General features: G+C 66.8%; 21 protein-coding genes. 9 read left to right on the forward strand and 12 right to left on the reverse strand.

Annotation, left to right across the window (positions count from 1 at the left end):
- Positions 1 to 98: 98 nt before the first annotated feature.
- The 6 genes from KBY57_RS02360 to KBY57_RS02385 all read left to right on the forward strand — a co-directional run bounded on the left by KBY57_RS02360 (position 99) and on the right by KBY57_RS02385 (position 7,481).
- Positions 99 to 800 carry an NnrU family protein gene (locus KBY57_RS02360; protein ID WP_254994288.1) on the forward strand — a complete coding sequence of 234 codons (702 nt, stop codon included), beginning with the start codon at positions 99 to 101 and terminating at the stop codon, positions 798 to 800.
- A gap of 72 nt (positions 801 to 872) precedes the next feature.
- Positions 873 to 2,903 (forward strand): NAD(P)H-quinone oxidoreductase subunit 5, encoded by a 2,031-nt coding sequence (locus KBY57_RS02365; protein WP_254994289.1) that lies wholly within the window; start codon positions 873 to 875, stop codon positions 2,901 to 2,903.
- Positions 2,904 to 3,118: 215 nt separating this feature from the next.
- Positions 3,119 to 4,699, forward strand: coding sequence for an NAD(P)H-quinone oxidoreductase subunit 4 (locus KBY57_RS02370; protein ID WP_254994290.1), 1,581 nt, complete (start codon positions 3,119 to 3,121; stop codon positions 4,697 to 4,699).
- A 145-nt stretch (positions 4,700 to 4,844) separates the two neighbouring features.
- Positions 4,845 to 5,252, forward strand: a complete 408-nt coding sequence (locus KBY57_RS02375) for a lipopolysaccharide assembly protein LapA domain-containing protein (protein WP_254994291.1) — start codon at positions 4,845 to 4,847, stop codon at positions 5,250 to 5,252.
- A gap of 110 nt (positions 5,253 to 5,362) precedes the next feature.
- Positions 5,363 to 6,253: a segregation/condensation protein A gene (locus tag KBY57_RS02380; protein WP_254994292.1), complete on the forward strand. Its 891-nt coding sequence runs from the start codon at positions 5,363 to 5,365 to the stop codon at positions 6,251 to 6,253.
- A 46-nt stretch (positions 6,254 to 6,299) separates the two neighbouring features.
- Positions 6,300 to 7,481, forward strand: a complete 1,182-nt coding sequence (locus tag KBY57_RS02385; protein WP_254994293.1) for an NDP-sugar synthase — start codon at positions 6,300 to 6,302, stop codon at positions 7,479 to 7,481.
- On the opposite strand, the gene KBY57_RS02390 is transcribed toward KBY57_RS02385, so the two are convergent.
- On the reverse strand, positions 7,478 to 8,368 hold the full coding sequence (locus KBY57_RS02390) for a methylenetetrahydrofolate reductase (protein ID WP_254994294.1): 891 nt from the start codon (positions 8,366 to 8,368) through the stop codon (positions 7,478 to 7,480). The two genes, KBY57_RS02385 and KBY57_RS02390, sit on opposite strands and share 4 nt — an antisense overlap.
- 75 nt (positions 8,369 to 8,443) lie before the next feature.
- On the opposite strand from KBY57_RS02390, the gene KBY57_RS02395 reads away from it, so the two are divergent.
- Complete coding sequence (locus KBY57_RS02395; RefSeq protein WP_254994295.1) at positions 8,444 to 8,734, forward strand: helix-turn-helix domain-containing protein; 291 nt, start codon at positions 8,444 to 8,446, stop codon at positions 8,732 to 8,734.
- 3 nt (positions 8,735 to 8,737) lie between these two features.
- Here KBY57_RS02395 and KBY57_RS02400 read toward each other — a convergent pair whose 3' ends face one another.
- The 10 genes from KBY57_RS02400 to KBY57_RS02445 all read right to left on the reverse strand — a co-directional run bounded on the left by KBY57_RS02400 (position 8,738) and on the right by KBY57_RS02445 (position 16,626).
- Positions 8,738 to 8,902 carry a hypothetical protein gene (locus KBY57_RS02400; protein ID WP_254994296.1) on the reverse strand — a complete coding sequence of 55 codons (165 nt, stop codon included), beginning with the start codon at positions 8,900 to 8,902 and terminating at the stop codon, positions 8,738 to 8,740.
- A gap of 26 nt (positions 8,903 to 8,928) precedes the next feature.
- Positions 8,929 to 9,495 (reverse strand): CYTH domain-containing protein, encoded by a 567-nt coding sequence (locus tag KBY57_RS02405; protein ID WP_254994297.1) that lies wholly within the window; start codon positions 9,493 to 9,495, stop codon positions 8,929 to 8,931.
- A gap of 20 nt (positions 9,496 to 9,515) precedes the next feature.
- On the reverse strand, positions 9,516 to 10,451 hold the full coding sequence (locus KBY57_RS02410) for an NAD(+) kinase (RefSeq protein WP_094560753.1): 936 nt from the start codon (positions 10,449 to 10,451) through the stop codon (positions 9,516 to 9,518).
- 15 nt (positions 10,452 to 10,466) lie between these two features.
- Positions 10,467 to 10,796 (reverse strand): NADH-quinone oxidoreductase subunit NuoK, encoded by a 330-nt coding sequence (nuoK, locus tag KBY57_RS02415; RefSeq protein WP_094560755.1) that lies wholly within the window; start codon positions 10,794 to 10,796, stop codon positions 10,467 to 10,469.
- Between the two features lie 67 nt (positions 10,797 to 10,863).
- On the reverse strand, positions 10,864 to 11,466 hold the full coding sequence (locus tag KBY57_RS02420) for an NADH-quinone oxidoreductase subunit J (protein WP_254994298.1): 603 nt from the start codon (positions 11,464 to 11,466) through the stop codon (positions 10,864 to 10,866).
- The gene (gene ndhI, locus KBY57_RS02425; RefSeq protein ID WP_254994299.1) at positions 11,463 to 12,089 is read right to left on the reverse strand and encodes an NAD(P)H-quinone oxidoreductase subunit I; all 627 of its coding nucleotides are present in this window, start codon (positions 12,087 to 12,089) and stop codon (positions 11,463 to 11,465) included. The genes KBY57_RS02420 and ndhI overlap by 4 nt, the downstream gene beginning before the upstream one ends.
- A 95-nt stretch (positions 12,090 to 12,184) precedes the next feature.
- Positions 12,185 to 13,315 carry an NADH-quinone oxidoreductase subunit NuoH gene (gene nuoH, locus KBY57_RS02430; RefSeq protein ID WP_254994300.1) on the reverse strand — a complete coding sequence of 377 codons (1,131 nt, stop codon included), beginning with the start codon at positions 13,313 to 13,315 and terminating at the stop codon, positions 12,185 to 12,187.
- Positions 13,316 to 13,339: 24 nt separating this feature from the next.
- Positions 13,340 to 14,494: a citrate synthase gene (locus KBY57_RS02435; protein WP_254994301.1), complete on the reverse strand. Its 1,155-nt coding sequence runs from the start codon at positions 14,492 to 14,494 to the stop codon at positions 13,340 to 13,342.
- A gap of 31 nt (positions 14,495 to 14,525) precedes the next feature.
- Positions 14,526 to 15,011, reverse strand: a complete 486-nt coding sequence (locus tag KBY57_RS02440; protein WP_254994302.1) for a SixA phosphatase family protein — start codon at positions 15,009 to 15,011, stop codon at positions 14,526 to 14,528.
- The gene (locus KBY57_RS02445; RefSeq protein WP_254994303.1) at positions 15,004 to 16,626 is read right to left on the reverse strand and encodes a DUF3352 domain-containing protein; all 1,623 of its coding nucleotides are present in this window, start codon (positions 16,624 to 16,626) and stop codon (positions 15,004 to 15,006) included. The genes KBY57_RS02440 and KBY57_RS02445 overlap by 8 nt, the downstream gene beginning before the upstream one ends.
- A gap of 54 nt (positions 16,627 to 16,680) precedes the next feature.
- Here KBY57_RS02445 and KBY57_RS02450 point away from each other — a divergent pair, with 54 nt between their 5' ends.
- A complete protein-coding gene (locus KBY57_RS02450) occupies positions 16,681 to 17,049 on the forward strand; it encodes a rhodanese-like domain-containing protein (RefSeq protein ID WP_254994616.1) in 369 nt (122 codons plus the stop codon).
- A 127-nt stretch (positions 17,050 to 17,176) separates the two neighbouring features.
- Positions 17,177 to 18,085 carry an HrcA family transcriptional regulator gene (locus KBY57_RS02455; RefSeq protein WP_254994617.1) on the forward strand — a complete coding sequence of 303 codons (909 nt, stop codon included), beginning with the start codon at positions 17,177 to 17,179 and terminating at the stop codon, positions 18,083 to 18,085.
- On the opposite strand, the gene trpB is transcribed toward KBY57_RS02455, so the two are convergent.
- Complete coding sequence (gene trpB, locus KBY57_RS02460; protein WP_254994304.1) at positions 18,082 to 19,350, reverse strand: tryptophan synthase subunit beta; 1,269 nt, start codon at positions 19,348 to 19,350, stop codon at positions 18,082 to 18,084. The genes KBY57_RS02455 and trpB overlap by 4 nt on opposite strands.
- Positions 19,351 to 19,423 lie beyond the last annotated feature (73 nt).

Raw genomic sequence — 19,423 nt, forward strand, 5'->3', positions numbered from 1 at the left:
AAAACTCTAGGGGGGAAGTTGGGCAGCGAGAATCAGCTGCTTCACAACTCCCCACCAGGCCTGTGCCCCCCAGCTCTCTCCACCACAGCAGCTGGGTCATGCTCGCCCTGCTGCTGGCCTTCGCCGTGATCCACAGCGGCGGCGCCTCTCTGCGGGCCTGGGGCGTGGAGCGCATCGGTGAGCGGGCCTGGCGGCTGTTGTTTGCCGCCGTGAGCATTCCCTCGGCGGTGGTGGTGATCGGCTACTTCCTAGCCCACCGCTACGACGGCATTCGGCTCTGGAACCTGCAGGACCAGCCCTGGATCGTGCCGCTGGTATGGGCCGGCACCGCCATCAGCTTCCTGTTTCTGTATCCAGCCACCTACAACCTGCTGGAGATCCCGGCGGTGCTCAAACCCCAGGTGCGGCTCTACGCCACGGGAATCATCCGCATCAGCCGCCACCCCCAGGCCGTCGGCCAGGTCCTCTGGTGCGCCACCCACCTGCTCTGGATCGGCAGCAGTTTCATGGTGGCCACCTGCGCCGGCCTGATCGCCCATCACCTATTTGCGGTGTGGAACGGCGACCGGCGCCTGGCCAACCGCTTCGGGGCCGCCTTCGAGGAACTCAAGGACAGCACCTCGGTGCTTCCCTTCAAAGCCGTGCTCGATGGCCGCCAGCAGCTGGTGCTCTCCGAATTCCTGCGGCCGGCCCAGCTGGGCATCGCCATTGCCGTGGCGGTGTTCTGGTGGGCCCACCGCTACATCGGCCTGGGAGCCACCGCCTTCTCCCGGTCAGCCCTGGGCCACTGGCTGGCCTGATGGGCGCCCGCGCACAGGGCGGGGGCCCAACCTGAGCGGCTGCCTACACTTCCCCCAACCAGCCTGCGCCGCATGCCGTCAGCCGCCGAACTCGCCTGGTTGATCCCGGTGCTGCCCTTGGCCGGAGCCTGTCTGACGGGCCTGGGGCTGATCAGCTTCAACCGCACCGTCAACCGGCTGCGCAAACCCGTGGCCTGGCTGCTGATCAGCTGCGTCGGCGCCGCGGCAGTGCTCAGCTATGCCGTGCTGGCCCAGCAGCTGGCCGGAGCCGGCCCCACTGAGGTGCTGTTCAACTGGGCCAGCGCCGGCACGTTCAACCTACAGATGGGCTTCCGGGTGGATGCCCTCGGAGCGGTGATGCTGTCGCTGGTCACCACCATCGCCGTGCTGGTGATGGTGTATTCCGATGGCTACATGGCCCACGACAAGGGCTATGTGCGCTTCTTCACCTATCTGGCCCTGTTCAGCAGCTCGATGCTGGGCCTGGTGATCAGCCCCAACCTGCTGGAGATCTACGTGTTCTGGGAGCTGGTGGGCATGTGCTCCTACCTGCTCGTGGGCTTCTGGTACGACCGCGACGGCGCCGCCAATGCCGCCCAGAAAGCCTTCGTGGTGAACCGGGTTGGCGACTTCGGCCTGCTGCTGGGGATCCTGGGCCTGTTCTGGGCCACCGGCAGCTTCGGCTTTGAAGAAATCGGCAGCAGGCTGCAGGAGGCGGTGGCTGGCGGCAGCCTCTCCAACGCCGCGGCCATCCTGCTGTGCCTGCTGGTGTTCATGGGCCCGATGGCCAAATCGGCCCAGTTCCCCCTGCATGTGTGGCTGCCGGATGCCATGGAGGGCCCGACGCCGATCTCGGCCCTGATCCACGCCGCCACGATGGTGGCCGCCGGTGTGTTCCTGGTGGCGAGGCTGCAGCCGGTGTACGAGCCCTTCCCGGCGGTGCAGGCGACGATTGCGGTGGTTGGCACGATCACCCTGTTTCTGGGGGCCTCGATCGCCCTCACCCAGATGGACCTCAAGAAGGGGTTGGCCTACAGCACCGTCTCCCAGCTCGGTTACATGATGCTGGCGATGGGGTGCGGCGCCCCGGTGGCGGGCATGTTCCACCTCGTCACCCATGCCTTTTTCAAAGCGATGCTGTTTTTGGGCTCCGGCTCGGTGATCCACGCCATGGAAGAGGTGGTGGGCCATGAGCCGGTGCTGGCCCAAGACATGCGCCTGATGGGCGGCCTGCGCAAGTACATGCCGATCACCAGCTCCACCTTCTTCATCGGTTGCGTGGCCATCGCCGGCATTCCGCCCCTGGCTGGTTTCTGGAGCAAGGACGAAATCCTCGGGGTGGCCTTCGGCCAGTTCCCGATCCTGTGGGTGGCCGGCTTCGTCACCGCCGGCATGACGGCGTTCTACATGTTCCGGCTGTACTTCCTCACCTTTGAGGGCGAGTTCCGCGGCGGCGACAAGGCGATGGCGGCCCAACTGATGGCGGCCGCCGGTAAAACAGCTGAGGATCACGGCGATGACCATGGCCACAGCGACGACCGCGGTCACAGCCACGCCGAGCACCCCCACGAATCCGGCTGGCAGATGGCCATGCCCCTGGCGGTGCTGGCGGTGCCGTCGGTGCTGATCGGCCTGCTCGGCACCCCGTGGAACAGCCGCTTCGGCAATCTGCTGGATCCCCAGGAGGCCGCCGAGGTGGCCGAGCACTTCAGCTGGGGGGAGTTTCTGCCCCTCGCAGGAGCCTCGGTGGGGATCTCGATCGCCGGCATCAGCGTGGCCGTGCTGGCCTACGCCCTGCACAAACTCGATCTGGGCACCGCGGTGGCTGCCCGCTTCCCGGCCGTCAACGCCTTCCTGGCCAACAAGTGGTACCTCGATGCCATCAACGACAAGTTGTTCGTGCAGGGCAGCCGCAAGCTGGCTCGCCAGGTGTTGGAGGTGGACTCGAAGGTGGTGGATGGGGTCGTCAACCTCACCGGCCTGGTGACCCTCGGCAGCGGCGAGGGTCTCAAGTACTTCGAAACCGGCCGGGCCCAGTTTTATGCCCTGATCGTGTTTGGCGGTGTCATCGCCCTGGTGGTGTTGTTCGGCTCGCTGGGCTGAGGGGGCAGCAACCCACCAGCACCCTCCCTGCAGCGCTCAGAACCCTCTCCCTGCTTTGCGCGCCGTTGGCCCTGCTGGCGGCGTGAGCGCACAGCGCGTGACGCCAGCACGGCGAAGGGCGCGCAAAAAGCCAACGGTCTGTGTGACATCCACCACCAGCAGAGTGCTTGGCGGCACTGAATTTCTACACTCCGCCAAACGGTGAGGCCTGGTTCGTGCCCTTCCCCTGGTTGAGCGCGTCGATCCTGTTCCCGATCGCCGCCGCCCTGCTCATCCCCTTCATTCCCGATGCCGGCGACGGCAAGCGGGTGCGCTGGTATGCCCTCGGCGTGGCCCTGACCACCTTCCTGCTCACGGTGGGGGGCTACCTCAACGGCTACGACCCTTCGGTGGAGGGGCTGCAGCTGGTAGAGCGGGTGCAGTGGCTGCCGAGCCTGGGCCTGGCCTGGTCAGTGGGGGCCGACGGCATCTCGATGCCGCTGATCCTGCTCACCAGCTTCATCACGGCCCTGGCGGCCCTGGCGGCCTGGCCGGTGACGTTCAAGCCGAAACTCTTCTATTTCCTGCTGCTGGCCATGGATGGCGGCCAGATCGCGGTGTTCGCGGTGCAGGACATGCTGCTGTTCTTCCTGGCCTGGGAGCTGGAGCTGCTGCCGGTGTATCTGCTGCTGGCCATCTGGGGCGGCAAAAAGCGCCAGTACGCCGCCACCAAGTTCATCCTCTACACGGCCGGCAGCTCGCTGTTCATCCTGGTGGTGGGCCTGGCGATGGCCTTCTACGGCGGTGGCACTCCCAGCTTCGAGTACACGGTCCTGATGGCCAAGGACTTCTCAACGAAGTTCCAGCTCTTCGCCTACGCCGGCCTGCTGATCGCCTTCGGGGTGAAGCTGCCGATCGTGCCGCTGCACACCTGGCTGCCCGATGCCCACGGCGAGGCCACGGCGCCGGTGCACATGCTGCTGGCCGGCATCCTGCTGAAGATGGGCGGCTACGCCCTGCTGCGCTTCAACGTGCAGCTGCTGCCGGAGGGCCATGCCCAGTTTGCGCCGCTGCTGGTGGTGCTGGGGGTGGTGAACATCATCTACGCCGCGCTCACCTCATTCGCCCAGCGCAACCTCAAACGCAAGATCGCCTACAGCTCGATCAGCCACATGGGCTTCGTGCTGATCGGGATCGGCAGCTTCAGTGCCCTGGGTACCAGCGGCGCCATGCTGCAGATGATCAGCCACGGCCTGATCGGCGCCAGCCTGTTCTTCCTGGTGGGCGCCACCTACGACCGCACCCACACCCTGCAGCTCGATGAAATGGGCGGGGTGGGGCAGTCCATGCGCAAGATGTTTGCCCTCTGGACCATCTGCTCCCTGGCGTCGCTGGCCCTACCGGGCATGAGCGGCTTCGTGTCCGAGCTCATGGTGTTCTCCGGCTTCGTCACCAGTGAGGCCTATTCCCTCAGCTTCCGCATCGTCATGGCGGCGCTGGCGGCGGTGGGGGTGATCCTCACGCCTGTCTACCTGCTCTCGATGCTGCGCGAGATCTTCTTCGGCAAGGAAAATGCCGAGCTGGCCTCCCACACCCACCTGGTGGATGCCGAACCGCGCGAGATCTACGTGGTGAGCTGCCTGCTGGTGCCGATCGTGGGCATCGGCCTCTATCCACGGATCATGACCGACACCTATCGCGCCTCAATCGAGGCTCTGGTGCAGCGGGAAACCACGGCGCTGGCCAAGGTGATCCAGCCCCCACCTGGCGATCTGATCCGCCAGCCACTGCTGGTGGCCCCGCCCCTGCCGGTCTGACCCACCAACACCGGAGGGCGGTAACAAAACTGTGCAGATCGACGCCAGGGCATTCCGCCCCCGGCTGCCCTCCTTACGCTCCTGATCCGCTCTGGAGCTCCGCGCCACCCGCCTCTCCACCGCGACGCCCCTGGGAGACCCCGCGATGAAACAGCTGAACTTCCTGCTGATCTTCAGCTTCGGCCTGGCCACGGTGATGTTCACCCTGGAAAACACGGCCCCCACCACGGTCCACTTCTTGCCCGGACTGAGCGGCACCCTGCCCTTGGCGGCGCTGCTGTTGCTGGTGGGCGGCGTCGGCGCTGCCGCCGCCTGGGTGTTTGCCGTGTGGACCGGCGTGGTGCGCAAGGTGGAGGCGCTGCAGAACCAGAGCGAATTTGCCGCCCAGCAGGTGCGGATCCAGGAGCTGGAAAACGACCTCCAGCGCTACCGGGCCACCGTCGATGCCCAACTAGGGCTGTTGCCCGCCGCTGGCGAGAGCTCGGCTCCCAGTGATCCTGACCAGGCCGAAGAGGCCGCCCGAAGCGAGTCGATGACGGTGTCGGTGAGCTGAAGGGCCCCGCCCAGTGCAGGCACCACCGGTGGTGGACGGACGGCGCTGCTGGCCCGATTCAAGCAATACCGGTAGTGTATTCATCATTCACATTGGATCGAAAGGGCGGATTGGCTGAAGGGGGCGCCAGGCTGGCCATCCGTCTGCTGCAAGACGCAGCGGAGCGGGGCGAACTCGACCCGTGGGATGTGGACGTGATCGCCGTGGTGGATGGCTTCCTCGACCAACTGCGCCAGCGCATCGAAGTGCCGCGCCTGGTTGCCGCTGCAGGTGCGAGCCGGGGCGGCAGCTACGAGCAGGATCTGGCGGAAACCAGCGAGGCCTTCCTGGCCGCTTCGGTGCTGGTGAGCCTCAAGGCCGAGGTGCTCGAGGCGGCCACCTTCCCACCGGAACCCCTCGACGATCAGGACTTCGGCTTTGACTTCGACGCCGATGGCCAGGGCTGGCTGGTGAGCCCAGGAATGGAACTGCCGCAGCGTCCGGAACGGCACCTCTGGCGCCGCCCGGTAGCGCCACCACCCTTGCAACGGCCGGTCACCCTGGGGGAGTTGATCCGCCAGCTGGAGGACATCGCCGAGCGGCTGGAGCAGGACGAAGGCCGCACCCGTCAGCGCCACCGTCCCAAGCGCTACAGCGAACGAGCCGCGATCGAACAGGTGGCCGCCCTGGCCCACCGCGAAAAACTGCCGGAAACAACCGCCGCGCTCAACCAGTTCTTGCTCAGCTGGGAACCGGCCCATGACTGGGCCGCCTTCAACGACCTCGTGCAGGACTGGGCTGCCAACGTGGAAGCGCGGCGTGCCGACGCCGACTTAGACCGCGATCGGGTGGGCGTGTTCTGGGCCCTGCTGTTTCTCTGCCACCAGGGCAAGGTGGACCTTGACCAACAGGGTGGACTGTTTGGGCCGCTGCGGCTCAGGCGCCTGCTTAGCGCCGGCGAAAGCCGCCAGCTGCCCCTCGTGCCAGAGATCGGGGCGGCGGAAACGCTGATGGCAGCCTGAGCAAGCCGACTAGGCTGGTTGTTCCGACCGATGTGAGCAAACGCCGATGAAGGCGATGATCCTGGCGGCCGGCAAGGGAACACGGGTGCGTCCCATCACGCACACCATTCCCAAGCCGATGATCCCCATCCTGCAGAAACCCGTGATGGAGTTTCTGCTGGAGCTGCTGCGGGAGCACGGCTTCACCGAGATCATGGTGAATGTCTCCCACCTGGCCGAGGAGATCGAAAACTACTTCCGAGATGGCCAGCGCTTCGGCGTGGAGATCGCCTACAGCTTTGAAGGCCGGATTGAAGACGGCGAGCTGATCGGCGACGCCCTGGGCTCAGCCGGAGGCCTCAAGAAGATTCAGAACTTCCAGCGCTTCTTCGACGACACCTTTGTGGTGCTTTGCGGCGATGCCTTGATCGACCTGGATCTCAGCGAAGCGGTGCGGCGCCACAAGGCCAAGGGAGCCATGGCCAGCCTGATCACCAAACGGGTGCCCAAAGACCAGGTGAGCAGTTACGGCGTGGTGGTCACCGACGACGACGGTCGGGTGCGCTCCTTCCAGGAAAAGCCGGCGGTGGATGAAGCCGCCAGCGACATGATCAACACCGGCATCTACATCTTTGAGCCCGAAGTGCTCGACTTTGTGCCGAGTGACCAGCCCTTCGACATCGGCTCCGACCTCTTCCCCAAGCTGGTGCAAGCCGGGGCGGCCTTCTACGCCCTGCCGATGGAGTTTGAGTGGGTGGATATCGGCAAGGTGCCCGACTATTGGCAGGCGATCCGCAGCGTGTTGCAGGGCCAGGTGCGCCAGGTGCAGATTCCGGGCAAGGAAGTGCGACCGGGGGTTTTTGCCGGTCTCAACGTGGCGGCTGACTGGGACCAGATCAAGGTGACCGGCCCCATCTATGTGGGCGGCATGACCCGCATCGAGAACGGTGCCACGATCATTGGCCCGGCGATGATCGGCCCCAACTGCCACATCTGCGAGGGGGCCACGATCGACAACTCGATCATCTTTGACTACTCGCGCATCGGAGCGGGGGTGCGGCTGGTGGAGAAGCTGGTGTTTGGCCGCTACTGCGTCGACCGCAACGGCGACCACTTCGACCTGCAGGAAGCAGCCCTCGACTGGCTGATCACCGACGTGCGCCGCCAGGATGTGGTGGCTCCTTCACCCCAGCAGAAGGCCATGGCCGAGCTGCTCGGCACCGACCTGGCCCTGAGCAACGCCAGCTAAGCAGGCTTCAGGGGGGCCAGGCCGGCCTGCTGCAGGATCGCCGGAATCTTTTCCTCGGCCTTGATCGCCATCAGATGAACCCCATGGGCGATCTGCAGATAGTCCGCCACCTGTTCCGCCGCAATCGCCACACCCTCAGCCGCCGGATCCGCCGCCGCCGCCAGCCGGTCGATCACGGCCTGGGGGATGTTGGCGCCCGGCACCACCCGGTTGATGAAGGCCGCATTGCGGGCTGACTTGAGCAGAAACACCCCGGCCAGCACCGGCAGCTCCAAGGGGGCCGCGAGCTCGCCCACAAAGCGCTTGAGTGCTTCAGCGTCCATCACCATCTGGGTTTGCAAGAAACGCGCGCCGGCCTGCTTCTTTCGCACCAGGCGGCTCTTGAGGCCACTCCAGCTGGGCGACTGGGGATCGGCCGCAGCACCGGCAAACAGAGCGGTGGGCCCATCGGGCAAGAGGCCCTGCACCGGATCCTCGCCGGCATTGAACTGCTGCACCAACTGCAGCAGCCGCACCGCCTCCAGCTCATTCACGGGACGGGCTCCAGGCTGATCCCCGGCCCGCACCGGATCACCGGTGAGACAGAGCACGTTGCGTACACCCAGAGCATGGGCGCCCAGCAGATCGGCCTGCAGGGCAATGCGGTTGCGATCGCGGCAGGCCAGCTGCAGCACAGGCTCGATCCCGGCATCCAGCAGCAGGCGGCACAGGGCCAGGCTGCTCATCCGCATCACGGCGCGGCTGCCGTCGGTGACGTTCACGGCATGCACCCAGCCCCGCAGGGCCCCAGCGGCCTCCAGGGCACGGGATGGATCTCCGCCTCGAGGCGGCATCACCTCGGCGGTGAGGGCTGGTTCACAGCTGGCCAGGGCCTGTTGAAGCAGCAAGCCAAACCGTTCTTCTCGAACCCATCATGGAACAACGCCCTGCCTACAGTGGGGCTCAGCCTGCGGCCTGGGCCAATGGATTCCGATCGCTCCACGGCTGGCTCACTGGGCCAGGGCCGCCATGACCTCTCGGAGCGGGAAATCGAAATCATCGAGCTGGTGGCCCAGGGGCTCACCAACCAGGAGATCGCCGCTGCGCTCACCATCAGCAAGCGCACCGTGGACAACCACGTGAGCAACATCTTCACCAAGACCGGCGCCAAAAACCGGGTGGCCCTGCTGAATTGGGCCATGGATCACGGCAAGATCTGCCGGGATGGCTTCAATTGCTGCGCAATCGACGGCAGAAAGGCTCAGACCAACTGACGGTCAGGCAGCCGGGGCCGCCTCCAGGGGAGTGAATCCATCATCGGCAAGGGCCGCCAGGCTGTAGCCATCAGCCCCGAGCCCGAACAGCTCGGCGTAGGCAAGGCAGTCGGCTTGATCACGCCCAGTAAAACGCAGCATGCCCTGGTTGTCGTAGAGACCGGTCACGCAGCGACTTCTGAATTTCTTCAGATTTATCTTACGGCTTCAAGCAGCTCTTGCCGTTGAGCTTGAGGCCAATGGGCCAGGGGAGAGCGCGCCAGAGCCGCATTGCTGAGTTCGTGGCGGCCGGTCAGTTCACGAACGCACCAGGCTGGGGGCTCCAGCTCCACCAGGCTGCGCTCCCATGTGGCGGGCGCCAGCTCCACTTCTGCCACCACGAGCGGGGCATTCTCCGCCTCAAACACATCCAGCACCCACTCACCGCCAGGCAAATCCAGCCCGTAGCGCCACTTGCTGAGCCGCTGGGGAGCCAGCGCCAGCAGGGCCTCGGCATCTCCGGCGGGAATGGGGTACTCGAATTCCTGGCGCACCAGGCCCTCCGGCAACGCAACCGCCGCCGCGGGCAGCCCCCCTGGTCGCGCCTTGAGGGTGAGCCAGGCTCCCGCCACGGCGGGCAGCCCACTGGCGCTGCGCACCCGCACGGTGACGCCATCGGCAGCCGCCACCAGGTAGCCCTGCTGCAGCCGGGCCTGCCAGCGGATGTGCTGGCGCCAGTCGTCACCCTGCACCAAAAAGCGCCGTTCAATTTCCAGGGCCATGGCACACCTCAGTAGGGGGCCTAATTGTGGGAGGGCTCGACAGCCGTAAGGCTGCCGGCCCAATGCAGCTTGTGGGTGAGGGTGCGGTAATACGACGGGCTCTGCTCCAGCAGCACCTGCAGTGCGGGATGGGGACTGCGCTCCACCACAGCCCGATCCCCCGGCTCCAGCACCGTGGCATGGGCGCCGTCTTTCCAGAGCTTCACCCGGCGGCTCGTTTCCCCCAGGGGCCACACCGAAAGCTGGGCCCGCGGCGGCACCACCACAGCGCGGCTGGAGAGGCTCATCGGGCAGATCGGATTGACCACGATCGCCTCGATGCCGGGGTGGAGGATCGGCCCGCCAGCCGCCATCGAATAGCCGGTGGAGCCGGTGGGGGTGGCAATGATCAAGCCGTCGCCGCGGTATTGATCCACCACTTCACCGTCGATCTCCAGCTCGAGCACACAGGTGGGAGACACCTCGTCAAGGCAGGGCCTGAAATAGAAATCGTTGAGGGCCAGGTGGGGGCCATCGGCCTGGTCCACCCCATCACCGCGGTCGATGTGGGCTTGCAGCATCATCCGGCGCTCAAGAGCAAACCGGTCGTTGCGCAGACGCTCCCAGAGGCTCTCCTCCTCCGACTTGCCGGCATCAGCGCTGAGGCGCAGGAAGCGACGGTCGTGGGTGAGAAAACCCAGGTGGCCCCCCACATTGAAGCTGAGGATCGGCACATCCAGGGGGGCCAAATGACGGGCGGCACCCAGCACGGTGCCATCACCGCCCAGCACCAGGGCCAGATCGGGCAGATGGGCTTCGGTGGCCAGCAGGCCAGGGAAGGGGTTGCGGGCCAGGCCACTGGAGGCCACCACCACATGCACCCCCTGGGCCGCCAGGTCCTCGGCGCAGCGCTTGGCCTGGCGATGGGCAGCCTGGCTGCCCGACCGTGAAATCAACCAGACCCTCTCAAGCCGCATCGGGGAAGGGCAGAGCTACCAGCGCAGCAGATTGAAGCGCTCCATGTCGACCGTTTCGCGGTTGCGGTAGAGGGAGAGCAGGATTGCCAGACCCACGGCCGCCTCCGCCGCCGCCACGGTGATCACGAAGATGGCGAACACCTGACCGCGAATCAACTGGCCATCGAGATAGCTGGAGAAGGCCATCAGATTGATGTTCACCGCATTGAGCATCAGCTCGATGCTCATCAGCACCCGCACCGCATTGCGGCTGTTGATCAAACCCCAGACTCCCGTGCAGAACAACACGGCAGCCAGGGCCAGATAGGCCTGCAGGGGGATGGTGCTGGGAAGGGTGATCTCCATGGGGCTGGGGGGATGAGCAGAAGGGTCGGTGGGGACTGGATCAAGCAGACGGGGAATCAAACGCCCCTCAACGGGGAGACTTTTCCAGCAGCAACGGAGTGCGCTCCTTCTCGATCAGGCCCTGATCCGCCGCTTCGCCGGTGATCACATCGGTGGTGACCACATCACGGCGCGCCAGCACAATCGCACCGATCATCGACATCAACAGCAGCACCGAGGCCAGCTCAAAGGGCAGCAGATAGTCGCTGAAGAGGTGTTCACCGATCCGGATGGTCGCCTCCTCCCCAACCGGCTCGGGGCCAGGCAGGGCCCAGGGCGTGGTGAAGGCCACCCGGATCAGCAACACAAACAAACCACCGCAGACGGCGCCCGACAACAGACGACGCAGCCCCAGGCCTGGAATGGCCGCGAGGTTTTCCTTCTTGTTCACGAGCATGATCGCGAACAGGATCAGCACGTTGACCGCGCCCACGTAGACGAGCACCTGGGCTGCTGCCACGAAGCTGGCATTGAGCAGCAGGTACAAACCAGCCACCGACAGAAACACCCCACCCAGCAGAAAGGCGGAGTAAACGATGTTGGGCAGCAAAACCACCCCAAGGGCACCGAGCACGAGCGTGGCGGAGAGAGCCACGAAACAGATCAGCTGGGTGGTGGAGGCGATGCTCATGACGCATCTCCGGTGGGCTGGGCGGAAGCCGTGGGTTCAGCTTTCGGCAGGGTTTCGAGCACCTGCTCCGGCAGTTTGCCGGCGCGAGGGGCGGTGTCGGGCACGCCGTGGGGATCCATCACTCCCTTGGGCAGGTAGGCCAACTCCCGCAGGGGCAGCACCGCAGGGTCGCTGGTCACGCTGGTGGGCAAACGACCCAGGGCGATGTTGTCGTAGTTGAGGCTGTGGCGGTCGAAGGTGGACAGCTCGTATTCCTCGGTCATCGACAGGCAGTTGGTGGGGCAGTACTCCACGCAATTGCCGCAGAAGATGCACACTCCGAAATCGATCGAATAGTTGCGCAGCTCCTTCTTCTTGGTGGCCTTGTTCATCACCCAATCCACCACCGGCAGGTTGATCGGGCACACCCGCACACACACCTCGCAGGCGATGCACTTGTCGAATTCGTAGTGGATCCGGCCGCGATAGCGCTCCGAGGGGATCAGCTTCTCGTAGGGGTACTGGACGGTGACCGGCCGGCGCCGCAGGTGGTCAAAGGTCACCGCCAGACCCTGGGTCATGTACTGGGCCGCACCCACCGCATCGCGGGTGTAATCGCCGACTTTCTTGAGGAACCCAAACATGGAGCTGGCTCTGAGGGGGAATGCGGTCGGAGAGTGTCAGCCCATGATGGCTGGTCTGGAGTGGGGCTGGGCCGGAGGCCTGGAGAGACCGGGGGTCAACCGCCGAAGGCCATTGGGAAGGCGAGCTTGAGGGCCGCGGTGATCAGCAGGTTGACCAGGGCGATCGGCAGCAAAAACTTCCAGCCCAAATCAAGCAGCTGGTCGATCCGCACCCGCGGTGTGGTCCAGCGCAGCAGGATCGCCAGAAACACCAACAGGTAGGCCTTAAGCACCGTCATGACGATGCCCACGGAGCCGGTGATCAACTGCACCAAGGGTGCATCGATCGGCTGACCCAGCCAACCGGCCAGCCATTCCACCGGAATCGGGAAACCCCAGCCGCCCAGGTAGAGCACCGACACCAGCAGGGCCGAGAGCACAAGGTTGATGTAGCTGCCCAGATAAAAAAGGGCGAACTTCATGCCGGAGTACTCGGTTTGGTAGCCAGCCACCAGCTCCTCTTCAGCCTCGGGCAGGTCGAAGGGCAGACGCTCGCATTCGGCCAGGGCGCAGATCCAGAAGATCACGAAGCCCACCGGCTGGCGCCAGATGTTCCAGCTGAGGATGCCTGACCCGGTCTGCTGGTTGACAATGTCAACGGTGCTGAGCGAGTTGCTCATCATCACCACCGCCAACACGGCCAGGGCCAGGGGGATCTCGTAGCTGATCGACTGGGCAGCGGCGCGCAGGCCCCCCAAAAGGGAGTACTTGTTGTTCGAGGCATAGCCGCTCATCAGCAGGCCGATCGGCTGAATGCTGCTGAGCGAGATCCACAGGAAAATGCCGATCCCCACGTTGCTGATCAGCAGGTGCTGCCCGAAGGGCACCACCAACCAGCTAAGGATCACCGGGATCAGCACCAGCACCGGCCCCAGGGTGAACAGCAGGCCATCGGCCTTGGCCGGGATGATGTCTTCCTTGAAGACGAGCTTCATGCCGTCAGCGATCGGCTGCAGCACACCGAGGGCACCGGCATATTCCGGGCCGATGCGCTGCTGCACGGCGGCGGAGATCTTGCGCTCCAGCCATACGTTCACCAGCACACCCACCACAGCAGCGACCAGCACCAGCACCATCGGCAGCGGCAGCCAGAGCAGATGGGCCGCGGCAGGACTCACCCCTAGCCCTTGCAGGGCCTGCTCAAAGCTGGCTTCCAGATCCAGGCCTGGAGCCGTGTTGGTCAGCATGGCGGCAGCTCAGATGGGGGCAACTTAGCGGGCACCAATGGGCCTCCAGTCTCGCCCAGCCTCACCGGTATAGATCTGGGATGGTCGATAGATGCGGTTGGCACCCAGCTGCTCCTTCCAATGGGCCAGCCAACCAGCCGTGCGGGCAATGGCAAAAATCGGCGTGAACAGGTCTTCCGGGATGCCGAGCTTGCGGTACACCAGGCCTGAATAGAAGTCGACGTTGGGGAAAATGCCCTTGGGTCCCAGGCGCTGGGCGGCGGCCTCCTCGAGCTTGCGGGCCAGGTCGTACATCGGGTCGTGGCCGAAGCGATCGAACAGCTCCTCGGCCAGTTTCTGCAGGATCACAGCCCTGGGATCCTTGACCTTGTACTCGCGGTGGCCGAAGCCCATGATCTTCTGCTTGCCGGCGATTGCCCGATCCAGCCAGGGCTCCACCTGATCTTCCGTGCCGATGCTCTCCAGCATCTCCAGCACGTCTTCGTTGGCTCCGCCGTGCAGGGGGCCCGCCAGGGTGCCCACCGCCGAGGCCACCACGGCGTAGGGGTCGGTGAGGGTGCTGGCCGTCACCCGGGCGCTGAAGGTGCTGGCGTTGAGGCTGTGCTCGGCGTGCAGGATCAGGCAGGCATCAAAGATGCGGGCGGCCAGGGGGTCGGGTTCACGCTCCGTGAGCATGTAGAGAAAATTGGCCGCATAGGCCAGGTCGTCGCGGGGCTGGATCGGGTCTTGGCCTTTGCGGATCAGCTGGAAGGCCGCCACCATCGTGGGGATCTTGGCCAGCAGGCGCACAACCGCCGAACAGATGTATTCGGGATTGTCGAGGGCGCGGCGGGAATAGAAGAGCCCCAGGGAGGCGGCGCTGGCTTGCAGCGCATCCATCGGGTGCCCCTGGGAGGGGAAGCTCTTCATCATGTCGCGGATGCGGAAGCTCACCCGCCGGTGCATCTGCACTTCGTGCTCAAACTCCCGCAGTTGATCCGCCGTGGGCAGCTCGCCCCAAATCAACAGATTGGCCGTCTCCAGGAAGGTGCTGCGGGCGGCCAGTTGATCAACGGGATAGCCGCGGTAGGTGAGCACCCCCTTCTGGCCGTCGATGTCGCAGATCGACGACTGGGTGGCCGGCACCCCTTCCAACCCAGGGCGAAAAGGGCTCGGGGACGGTAGTCCGCTTGCTGCCATGCGCGACGTGATCGATGGAGCGAACCTACGGCTAGCGGCGCGACGGCTGCCGTAGCCGCAGCAACCGAGGGCCGATCAGGGCCTCCAGGCGGACACCCGCCGCCCCCAGGCAAATCAACACGATGCCGGCCTTGCGGAGGGTGATCGTGCCTGCTGGCGCCCCCAGCAGACTGGAGGCCAAATGGCCTAGATCGGGCTCATGGCCCACCAGGCCCAACCGCCGCCAGGAGCCTCGCTGCAGCAGCGGCCGCGGATCACCCCCCGGGGCCAGGCTGGCCTCCACCGCGAAACCGGCGGCTAGGCCAGCACCCACACCCAGCTCCGCGGTCTGCACCGCCCGCCGCAGGGGACTGCTCAGCAGCTGATCACAGTCGAGCTGCAGCCGGTGCAGCTGCTCCGCCACCGCCGCCGTGCGGCGGATCCCCTCGGGCGTGAGGGCCCGATCCCCATCTGGTCGGCTGGGGTGGCGCTCCTCGGCCAGGCCATGGCGCCAAAGCAGCAGTTCGCGCTCAGCCAAAACCGAGGCGCGCCTTGAGGTGCACACCGGCGTCCCCGTCAGGGGGGGCATCTGGGGCCGCGGCGAGGCCGAGGCTGAGCCCTTGCACCCCCGGAGCCAGGGGATGGCCCGCCAAGCCAGAGAGCAGCTGCCAGGTGCTCCAGCGCTGCAACAGAGACCGGGCCCGCTCAGCGCCCATGGCCCATTGCAGCGGCGCCTGGGGCAGATCGAGAGCGGCGACTTGCTCCAGCCGCAACCGGGGAGGTTGGCGGGAGTCGCGCTGCTCCTGAAGCACCGCCAGGGTCTGCCCCCACCAGGCCAGGCGGCCCTGGCTGGAGCGGGCCCCGGCCAGGCTCGCCTGGAGCTGGTCTGACTCGGCCCGCGCCGCACGCCGGCCGCCCTGGGGGGCCTCCAAGCGGGTCCAGACCCGAACGCTGGTGTCACCCTCCACGGGGAGGGGGGCAGCAATCAAGCCCTCAGCGGCCAGGGCCCCATCGAGCGCGGCGGGATCGGGTTGGTCGGCGGCGGTGCCGAGCAACCAGCCCTGGCGGCTCTGGCTCCACAGCAGCGGGCCGGCATCGGCCGCCGCCACCTGCGCTGGCAAGGATCCCTCGGGCACCTGGAGCACCGCCGCCAGCAGCGGTTGCCAGAGCGCGGGCCAGGCCGAGGGCTGTTGCACGAGCGCCAGGCTGTCGGACGGGGCCTGCAGGGCCTCCAGCAGGGCGGCACCGGTGGCAGCGCCAGCAGCGGGGGCGGGCAGAAGAGCCTTGGGCTCAACATCCGGGCCGACCTGCAGCCAACCATCCAGCACCAGGGAGCGGCCATCGGGGCGCAGGCTGGCCACCAGCTCCTGCACGGCCCCCGGCGCCGTGAATGCAGGCGGCAGACCCAGCCAGGACCCCAGGGCCTCCGGGCGGGCCGTGAGCAGGGCCGCACCCTGGCCCAAGCGCTGCACGGCCTGGCGGAAGCGGGGGCTGGCGGCCTGGTTGAGTTCGTCGATCTGGGACACGTCGAGGGCCTGCTCGAGCACGCCGCGGCCGGAGGCGATCAGCACCAGGTCGTCGTTGATCAGCGCGGTGGCGATCGGCACCGGCGTGGTGCCCACCAGGGCGCCGCGGCCACTGATCAGCCCCATGCCGCGGTAGCTGCTGATCTGCAGATCGGTGCCGGCCAGGCTGCGGGTTTGCCAGAAGCGCTGCAGGAAGCGGCGGGCCCCATCGGCATCGCGGCTGCGCAGCGACAACAACCAACCATCGGGGGCCGCACCAGGCTCAGAGGCCAACAGGGCCAGGCCCAGTTCGCGGCCCAGCCAGGGGGCCAGCTCGCCGGGGTAATCCAGGCCTGCCGCCGCGAAGGCGCCATCCCGCAGCCCCGCTACCGCCGCCACCGCCGCCCGCCGCTCGCGGGTGGGCGCCACCGCCCGGGCATAGGCCACAGGCTGCTCCCCATCGGTGAGCAGGTAGAGGCTCAGGGCGGCCTGCCGGGGCACGAATCGGGCCGCCTGCGGCGGAACCAGGGCCTGATGCTGCAACTGCAACGGGGAGCGCTGCAGCACCAGCCACCAGCCGCCGGCCGCCAGGCTCAGCAACAGCAACGCCACCGCCAGCACGACCGCCAGAAACGGGCGGGCCTTCATGCGCCCCACGCAGGATGGGCCCATCTTGACCCCAACTCACCCCCCGTGCCCGCGATGCACCATCCAGACCGCCCCCAGGCCGGCACGCCGCAGACCATCCGGGCGCGCGAGCTGCAGGCCCGACTGGAGCAGGGCGAGCCGATCCAGCTGGTGGATGTGCGCGAAGACGCCGAACTGGAGTTGGCCCAACTGGCCCACCCAGTGGTGCACCTCCCCCTGAGCCGCTCCGCCGACTGGATCGGCAACCTTCACCAGCTGCTCGACCACAACCGCCCCGTGGCGGTGCTTTGCCATGCGGGCGTGCGCAGTTGGCACCTGGGCTGCTGGCTGATCCAGGAGCACGGCTACGGCGCTGTGTGGAACGTTCAGGGGGGCATCGATGCCTGGAGCATCGAAGTGGATCCCGGCGTGCCCCGCTACTGAGACCAGCGGTGTCTGCCTACGATCGCCGCACCCCTGCAGCGTTGGCTTGCAGTCTCCGTCCCCCCGCCCCTTGCCTCTTCGGCAGCAGGAGGTGCTCCAGCTGGCTGTGCGCCACTACGTGGACACCATGGAGCCGGTGGGCAGCCAAACCCTGGTGCGGCGCTTTGGGCTGCAAGCCAGTCCGGCGACGGTGCGCTCGGCGATGGGGGCCCTGGAGCAACGCGGCCTGCTCACCCAGCCCCACACCTCCGCCGGCCGGATCCCCAGCCAGCAGGGCTACCGCACCTACGTGGATCAGCTGCTGCCCGCCCCCGGTGCGGCCGCCCTGCAACTGGAGCGCGAGCTCACCGGGCTGAGCCTGCAGTGGGCGGCCCTCGACGACCTGCTGCTGCACCTGAGCCGGCGCCTGGCCGATCTCACCGGTTTGCTGAGCCTGATCACCCGCCCCCAACGCCACCAACCCCAGCTGCAGGCGCTGCGGCTGGTGGCCAGTGGCGAGCGGTTGTTGGTGTTTCTGGTGGAGGGGGGCGCGACCGCCAGCAGCCTCAACCTGCGGCTGCCCGCCCAGGCGGTAGCCGAGCTGGGAGCCCTGGAGCGCTGGGTCAGCGCCCAGCTCCAGGGCGGGGCGATCGACTGGGGCACCTTGCCGTCCCACCTGCGCAGCAGCGGTGCCGTGCTGCGCCAGGCCCTGACCAGCCACGGCCAATCGCGGCAGCTGGAGGGTGAAAGCGCCGTCACCACGGGCCTGGCGGGCCTGCTGGCACAACCGGAATTCAGTCAGACCCTGAGCCTGCGGCCGCTGGTGGAGCTGGTGGAGGATGCCCCCCAACAACTCCTGCCCCAACCGGGCATTTGGATTGGCGCCGAGCACCCGCACCGGGCCCTGCACCAGTGCGCGGTGGTGCAGGCCGACTACCGCAGTGGCGATGGCGGCATCGGCCAGGTGGCCCTGGTGGGTCCGATGCGGATGGCCTATGCCACTGCCCGGGCCGCGGTGCAGTCGGTGGCCCAGGTGCTGGAACGGCTGTTGGGTTAGCCCCCCATCTGATCACCGAGCTTCTCGGCCACGGTGTTCACGTCCTTGTCGCCGCGGCCCGACAGGTTGAGCACCACCTCGGTGCCGGGGGCCAGGGTGGGGCAGAGCTTCTCCAGCCAGGCGAAGGCATGGGCCGTTTCCAGGGCCGGGATGATGCCCTCCAGGCGGCAGAGCAGCTGCAGGGCCTCCAGCGCTTCGGCATCGGTGACGGCGCCGTATTCGGCGCGGCCGATCGTTTTCAGGTAGCTGTGCTCCGGGCCCACCCCGGGGTAATCGAGGCCAGCGCTGATCGAGTGGGCCTCCTGCACCTGACCCTCCTCGTCCTGCAGCAGCAGGCTCATGGCGCCGTGCAGCACGCCCACCCGCCCCTCGGTGATCGTGGCGGCGTGGCGGCCGGTGGCCACGCCATCACCAGCCGCCTCCACCCCCACCAGCCGCACGGATGTGTCGGGCACGAAGGGGTGGAACAGACCCATGGCATTGGAGCCACCGCCCACGCAGGCCACCAGCACATCGGGATTGCGACCGAAAGCCTCGTGGCACTGGCGCTTGGTTTCCTCGCCGATCACGGCGTGGAAATCGCGCACCAGCATCGGGAAGGGGTGGGGGCCCGCCACCGAGCCGAGAATGTAGTGGGTGGTCTCCACGTTGGTCACCCAGTCGCGGATGGCCTCACTGGTGGCGTCCTTCAGGGTGGCGGTGCCGGCCGTCACGGGTTGCACCCTGGCCCCCAGCAGCCGCATGCGGAACACATTCAGGGCCTGACGGCGCATGTCTTCGGCGCCCATGTACACCACGCAATCCAGGCCGAAGCGGGCACACACGGTGGCGGTGGCCACGCCGTGCTGGCCGGCGCCGGTTTCGGCGATGATCCGCTTCTTGCCCATGCGCAGAGCCAGCAGCGCCTGCCCGAGGGCGTTGTTGATCTTGTGGGCGCCGGTGTGGTTGAGGTCTTCGCGCTTCAGCCAGATGCGTGGGCCGCCCTCGGCGCGGCGGTAGTGCTCGCTGAGCCGCTCCGCTTCGTAGAGCGGATTGGGCCGCCCCACGTAGGTGCGCAGCAGGTGGTTAAGCCGGTCGGTGAAAGCCGGATCCTTCCAGGCCTCGGCGGCCGCCTGCTCCAGCTCCGCCAGAGCGGGAATCAGGGTTTCCGGCACGTACTGACCGCCGAACTGGCCGTAGCGGCCCAAGCCGTTGGGACGCGCTGCCAGCTCCAGGGCGGCGGGATCGGGGCTGGCGCCCTGTAGAGGGGGAACGGTGCTGGTCACCGGCGGCTGAATCAGATGGGCAGAGCCTAAGAAGCCAGCACCAGGAACCAGGACGGTTCCATAATGGTTGAAC

Origin of the sequence: Cyanobium sp. Aljojuca 7D2, from assembly GCF_024346415.1 — a bacterium.
Lineage (GTDB): Bacteria > Cyanobacteriota > Cyanobacteriia > PCC-6307 > Cyanobiaceae > Cyanobium_A.